This is a genomic window from Streptomyces phaeoluteigriseus, from assembly GCF_001896135.2.
Taxonomy (GTDB): domain Bacteria; phylum Actinomycetota; class Actinomycetes; order Streptomycetales; family Streptomycetaceae; genus Streptomyces; species Streptomyces phaeoluteigriseus.
This window is the reverse complement of record NZ_MPOH02000019.1, coordinates 566,808-571,741: the sequence shown is the minus strand read 5'-3', so window position 1 is coordinate 571,741 and position 4,934 is coordinate 566,808. Positions and strand designations below refer to the sequence as shown.

Sequence of the window (4,934 nt, the reverse complement as noted above, 5' to 3'; positions counted from 1 at the left end):
CCTGATCCCCTGATCCCCTGATCCCCTGATCCCCTGGATCCCCTGATCCCCTGGTTCGTGGGGGTCACCAGTCCCGCAGGGAGTCCCCAGGGTGACTCCAAGGAGCCCTCTAGGGAGCCCCCTGGGAGCCCCCGAGGTTCCTGCGGAGTTCCTGGGGTGACTGTCAGTACGCGCCGAAGACGTTGTCGATCGAGCCGTACCGGTGGGCCGCGTAGTGGCAGGCGGCGGTGATGTTGGCGACCGGGTCGTACGGGTCGTAGGCGGTGCCGGACACGTGGTACGCGGCGAAGGTGGGGTCGATGACCTGGAGAAGGCCCTTGGACGGGATGCCCGCAGCCGCGTTGGAGTCCCACAGGTTGATGGCGTTCGGGTTGCCCGAGGACTCCCGCATGATGTTGCGGTAGATGCCGTTGTAGGTGCCCGGAATGCCCTTTTCGGCCATGATCGCGAGCGACTCGCGGATCCAGCCGTCGAGGTTGTTGGTGTACCCGGCGGTGGTCGTGGCGGTGGTCGTGGCGGCGGTCGCGGCCGACGCCGTGGTGGCCGCGGAGGCGCTGGTCGAGCCGAGGAGCGGGAGGGCCAGCACGGCGGCGCCGGTGGCGGCGACGGCGAGGGTGCGGGCGAGGCGGGTACGGCGGTGCTGAACGGCAGCGGGCATGACGAAGGTTCCTCTCCGGCGCCTACGAGGTGAGCTGTCGGGTTCGGGCTGGAAAGTGCCCGGCCGGCCGCCGTAGGGGTACGGCGACGCGACTTCACCCCAAGCCGGTGCGGTACGTGCGTGACGTACGGCTCGGCGACTTACCTGGGTCCCCCGCTCCTGCCGTGCGTGAGTGTCGGTCGATGGGTTGCCGGGCGGCGGCAGGATTAGGCGTCTGCCCGACAGGCCGGGAACGTATGCGAGAGCGCATGTCCGGAACAAGTGCCGGATTCACAGATCGTCCCTATTGACCTTGATCAGGGGTGTATGCCTGCTTGATCCTTTCTGTTCGCCGAGCGCCAACTCGCCGACGAGCAAAGCGGAATCACAAATTCCGGGGTGGATTGCCCCTGTGGTCGTGGAGTGAGCCAACTCACCGACGTCCACAACAGGGGTAAAACGGGCATTGAGCCTCAAGTCGCTTTTAATGGGGCGGCGGTGGGAGGGGTGTCCGGGGAATGCGCTTCCGCCAGGTCCGGTGGAACACCACCTCGCCGTCCTCCGTGCACACCACCTCGTCGGTGGCGATGAAATCCGTCTCGTCGCAGGTGACCTCCGAGCGGGTCCGCACGCTCGTGTCCCAGCCCCGCTCCGGGCGGTGCAGCCGGACCGTCCGGTCGCAGCGGAAACGGGCAGACAGGGGATCGCGCTCGGCGATCGTGTACGTCGTCAGCGCGTCCTCGGTGAACTCCAGGCCGTCGGGGTACACACGCGTGCCGGCGTCGGGCGGGACGACCTCCAGCCGCCACCCGCCCCCGGTCTCGTCCCGCACCAGAAGCCGCTCGGGACGCGGCTCGTCGAGAGTGGCGGGGACGCTCACCCCCAGGGGCGGGGACTGCTCGGGCTCCGCGAAGGCGATGCCGGGGTCCGCCTCCCGGACCCGCACCGGCAGCTCCAGCGCGCTGCCCGCCGGATCCACCGTGAACCCCGCCGCCGACTCCGGCCCGGGCCAGGCCCACGGCCAGTAGGCGGAGGAGACGGCGAGACGGACGCGGTGGCCGGGCGGGAAGGCGTGGCCGACGGGGGCCAGGTCGAGGACGACGTCCCTTGCGGCGCCTCCGCACTCCGTGCCCCTGTGCTCCGTGCCCCTGTGCTCCGGGCTTCCGTGCTCCGCGCTTCCGTGCTCCGGGCTTCCGTGCTCCGGGCTTCCGTGCTCCGCGCTTGCGCGCTCCGCCGGCCGAAGCTCCCGTGCCCCGCGCGTCACGAGGGTGGAGGAGCCGTCCGGTGCCACATCGCAGACCCGGGCGACGACCTGGGCGTGTGACGCCGCGCACGTCAGCCGCAGCCGTACCCGGGGCCGGCCCAGCACCCAGGTCTCCTCACTCACCGGAAAGTCGAAACAGACCGAGCGCCCGTCCTCCTCGCGCTGGTCAGGCGGGAGACCGGCGTCGTCGTCGCGGGGAAGCAGGCGGCCGGCGTCGACCCCCGTGTGCAGGGGGGAGCACACCGGGACCGGGGCGCCCTGGAGGGCGTACGGCACGACGCGCACCCGGGGCGAGGGCCAGGCGGGCTCGCCGACCCAACGGCCGGGCAGGGCGCCGTACGCCGTGGCCGTGAGGCGCGAGCCGCGGACGTACGCGCGCAGGAGCGGGTCGGAGAGGACGCCCGTGTCCCTGCCCTTCAGCCAGTGGTCCCACCAGCGCAGGGTCTCCTGGAGGAAGCCGATCGCGGGCCCGGGGTGCGGGGCGTGGTCGGGGTACGTGTGCGGCCAGGGGCCGATCAGGCCGCGCACGCGGTCCGGCGGGAGGCGCTCGACCAGCCCGAGAACCGTGTCGGGGTACGGGTCGTACCAGCCGCCCACAGCCAGGACGGGCACGCCGGTCGTGGACTCCTCGGGAACCCCGGTGGGGGCGAGCGGGTCGACGGACTCCAGACGCCGGAGCCACATGTCCCGCCAGGCGTCACCGACGTGCTCGGGGTCGGGTGGCAGGCAGACGGAGGCGAGCCGGGCCTGCGCCGCCCGGGTGTGCGGCGGGTCGGCGGGGAGGGCGGAACCGCTCGGGTGGCGCACACCGTTGTCAGGGTGACCGTCCGGGCAGCAGACGGCGACGACCGCCTTCAGTGGCGTGGGCGCGAGGTCCGGGGTGTCTGTGAGGTCCGGGGCGTCTGTGAGGTCCGCGATGCCCGCCAGGTCCGGGACGCCTGCGCGGGCCGCGGCGCCTGCGCGGGCCGCGACCCGGAGGGCACAGGCGCCGCCCCGTCCGATGCCGAACATGCCCACCGTGCCGTCGCACCACGGCTGGGCCGCCAGCCACGCGACGACCGCCGCCCCGTCTGCCGCTACGCCGTCGGCCGTCAAGCCACCGGCCGTCACGCCGCCGGCCGTCGCTTCACCGGCCGGCACTGCCGGTGGGCGGGCGGCGTCGTCCGGCAGCCCTTCACTGTTGCCGTGCCCGCGCGCGTCCACGCGAACGCAGGCGTAGCCGTGGCCCGCGTACCAGGGGTGGCGCTGCCGGTCGCGTGCCGCCGTGCGGTCGGAGAGCCGGTCCGGGGTGTACTCCAGCAGCGCCGGCACGGGCTCGTCCGTCAATGGTCGCCACACGCGGGCGTACAGGAGGGTTCCGTCGGGCAGACGGATGCGGAGGTCCTCGTGGGCTGTCTCGTAGGGGAAGGACGAACGGATGCGCATCTGCGTGGCCCCCGTGAGGTCAGCGGGGAGGGGTGTCGGACGGCTACGGCCGGCTGGGTGACGAGGGTGACGAGGGCGACCGGACGGAGTCGCCGGGCCGCATCTCGCTGGTTCGGAGCGCCCATACCGTCTGATCAGCAACATACCGGGCATGATCCGATGCCGCCCGGCCGTTCGGGGGGCGACTCCCGGGTGAGCGAAGTTCGAGACGGGGGGACGTGGGGCCTGTCGGTGATCGAAACGTGACCGGATACGCTGACTTGAGTGAGGGCAGCGACCTATCGACAAACCGCGTAATCGCCACAAGACACCAGCAGACAGGAGACCCCTCGTGACCGTCGTCGGGCCGTTCGGGCTGAGCGTGCGGGACCAGGCTCTGGAAGCCGATGTCCAGGCCGGATTGACGGCTGTCGAGGAAGGCTTGCTCGAGGCCACCAAGAGCGAGGTCCCGTTCATCACGGAGGCCGCCCAGCATCTCGTCCGGGCGGGCGGCAAGCGGTTCCGGCCGCTGCTCGTGATGCTCGCCGCGCAGTTCGGGGACCGGTACGCGCCCGGCATCGTGCCCTCCGCCGTGGTGGTGGAACTGACCCACCTGGCCACGCTGTACCACGACGACGTGATGGACGAGGCCGAGGTACGGCGAGGGGTGTCCAGCGCGAACACCCGCTGGGGGAACTCGGTCGCCGTCCTCACCGGAGACTTCCTGTTCGCCCGCGCCTCGCACATCCTCGCCGACCTCGGGCCCGAGGCCGTGCGGGTGCAGGCGGAGGCGTTCGAACGGCTCGTCACCGGACAGATCCTGGAGACGGCCGGGCCCACCGACGGACGGGACCCCGTCGACCACTACCTCGACGTGCTCGGCGGCAAGACCGGATCCCTGGTCGCGGTGTCCTGCCGGTTCGGCGCGATGATGTCCGGCGCCGACGAGACGGTCGTGGACGTGCTCACCCAGTACGGCGAGAGGCTGGGCGTCGCCTTCCAGCTCGCGGACGACGTGCTCGACATCGCGTCGGACTCGCACGAGTCGGGGAAGACGCCCGGGACCGATCTGCGCGAGGGCATTCCCACGCTGCCGGTGCTGCGGCTGCGCGAGCGGGCGGCGCGGCTGGCGCTGCCCGAGGACATCGCGCTGTGCGAGCTGCTCGACTCCGACCTCAGCGACGACGCCCGGCTCGCCGAGGCGCTGGCCGCACTGCGGGCCCACCCGGCGCTGGAGCAGGCTCGGCGGGACACCGTGCGGTATGCCAAGGAGGCTCGGGCGGCGTTGGCGCCGTTGCGGGAGTGTGAGGCGAAGCTGGCGCTTCTGGAACTGTGCGACGCGGTGGTCCACCGGGCGGGGTGATCCCGGGCGGGGTGATCCCGGGCGGGGTGATGCCTACGGGCCCTGCCCGCCCGCCTACCCGCCCGGCTCGGTCGGTCGAGAGGTGCGGGTCGAACCGCCCCGGGGCTCCGCCCCGCACCCAGCCGGGGACTGCGTCCCCGGCACCCCTGCCGACACACGCCCCGCACCTCCACCGGCACGCGGCCCCGCGGCCCAGGCCCCCATTCACTAGCCGCCGGTCGTCTTCACGGAGGCGCAGCCCCCCGCCCCCGGTCTCCGTTCCGGCC

At 72.6% G+C, this 4,934-nt stretch carries 3 protein-coding genes and 1 riboswitch; of the genes, 1 reads left to right on the top strand and 2 read right to left on the bottom strand.

Annotated features, from left to right (window positions below):
- Positions 1 to 163 precede the first annotated feature (163 nt).
- Both BM536_RS32275 and BM536_RS32270 read right to left on the bottom strand, forming a co-directional pair.
- Complete coding sequence (locus BM536_RS32275) at positions 164 to 658, bottom strand: transglycosylase SLT domain-containing protein (RefSeq protein WP_073499854.1); 495 nt, start codon at positions 656 to 658, stop codon at positions 164 to 166.
- A gap of 4 nt (positions 659 to 662) precedes the next feature.
- Positions 663 to 843, bottom strand: a riboswitch (cyclic di-AMP (ydaO/yuaA leader).
- Between the two features lie 278 nt (positions 844 to 1,121).
- Positions 1,122 to 3,326: a CocE/NonD family hydrolase gene (locus tag BM536_RS32270; protein WP_094103807.1), complete on the bottom strand. Its 2,205-nt coding sequence runs from the start codon at positions 3,324 to 3,326 to the stop codon at positions 1,122 to 1,124.
- A 331-nt stretch (positions 3,327 to 3,657) separates the two neighbouring features.
- On the opposite strand from BM536_RS32270, the gene BM536_RS32265 reads away from it, so the two are divergent.
- A complete protein-coding gene (locus tag BM536_RS32265; RefSeq protein ID WP_073499857.1) occupies positions 3,658 to 4,668 on the top strand; it encodes a polyprenyl synthetase family protein in 1,011 nt (336 codons plus the stop codon).
- Positions 4,669 to 4,934: the final 266 nt, after the last annotated feature.

What these genes read in the sequence shown, in the direction of transcription:
- BM536_RS32275 (WP_073499854.1), bottom strand. Translation starts at nt 658, where the DNA reads ATGCCCGCTGCCGTTCAGCACCGCCGTACCCGCCTCGCCCGCACCCTC.
- BM536_RS32270 (WP_094103807.1), bottom strand. Translation starts at nt 3,326, where the DNA reads ATGCGCATCCGTTCGTCCTTCCCCTACGAGACAGCCCACGAGGACCTC.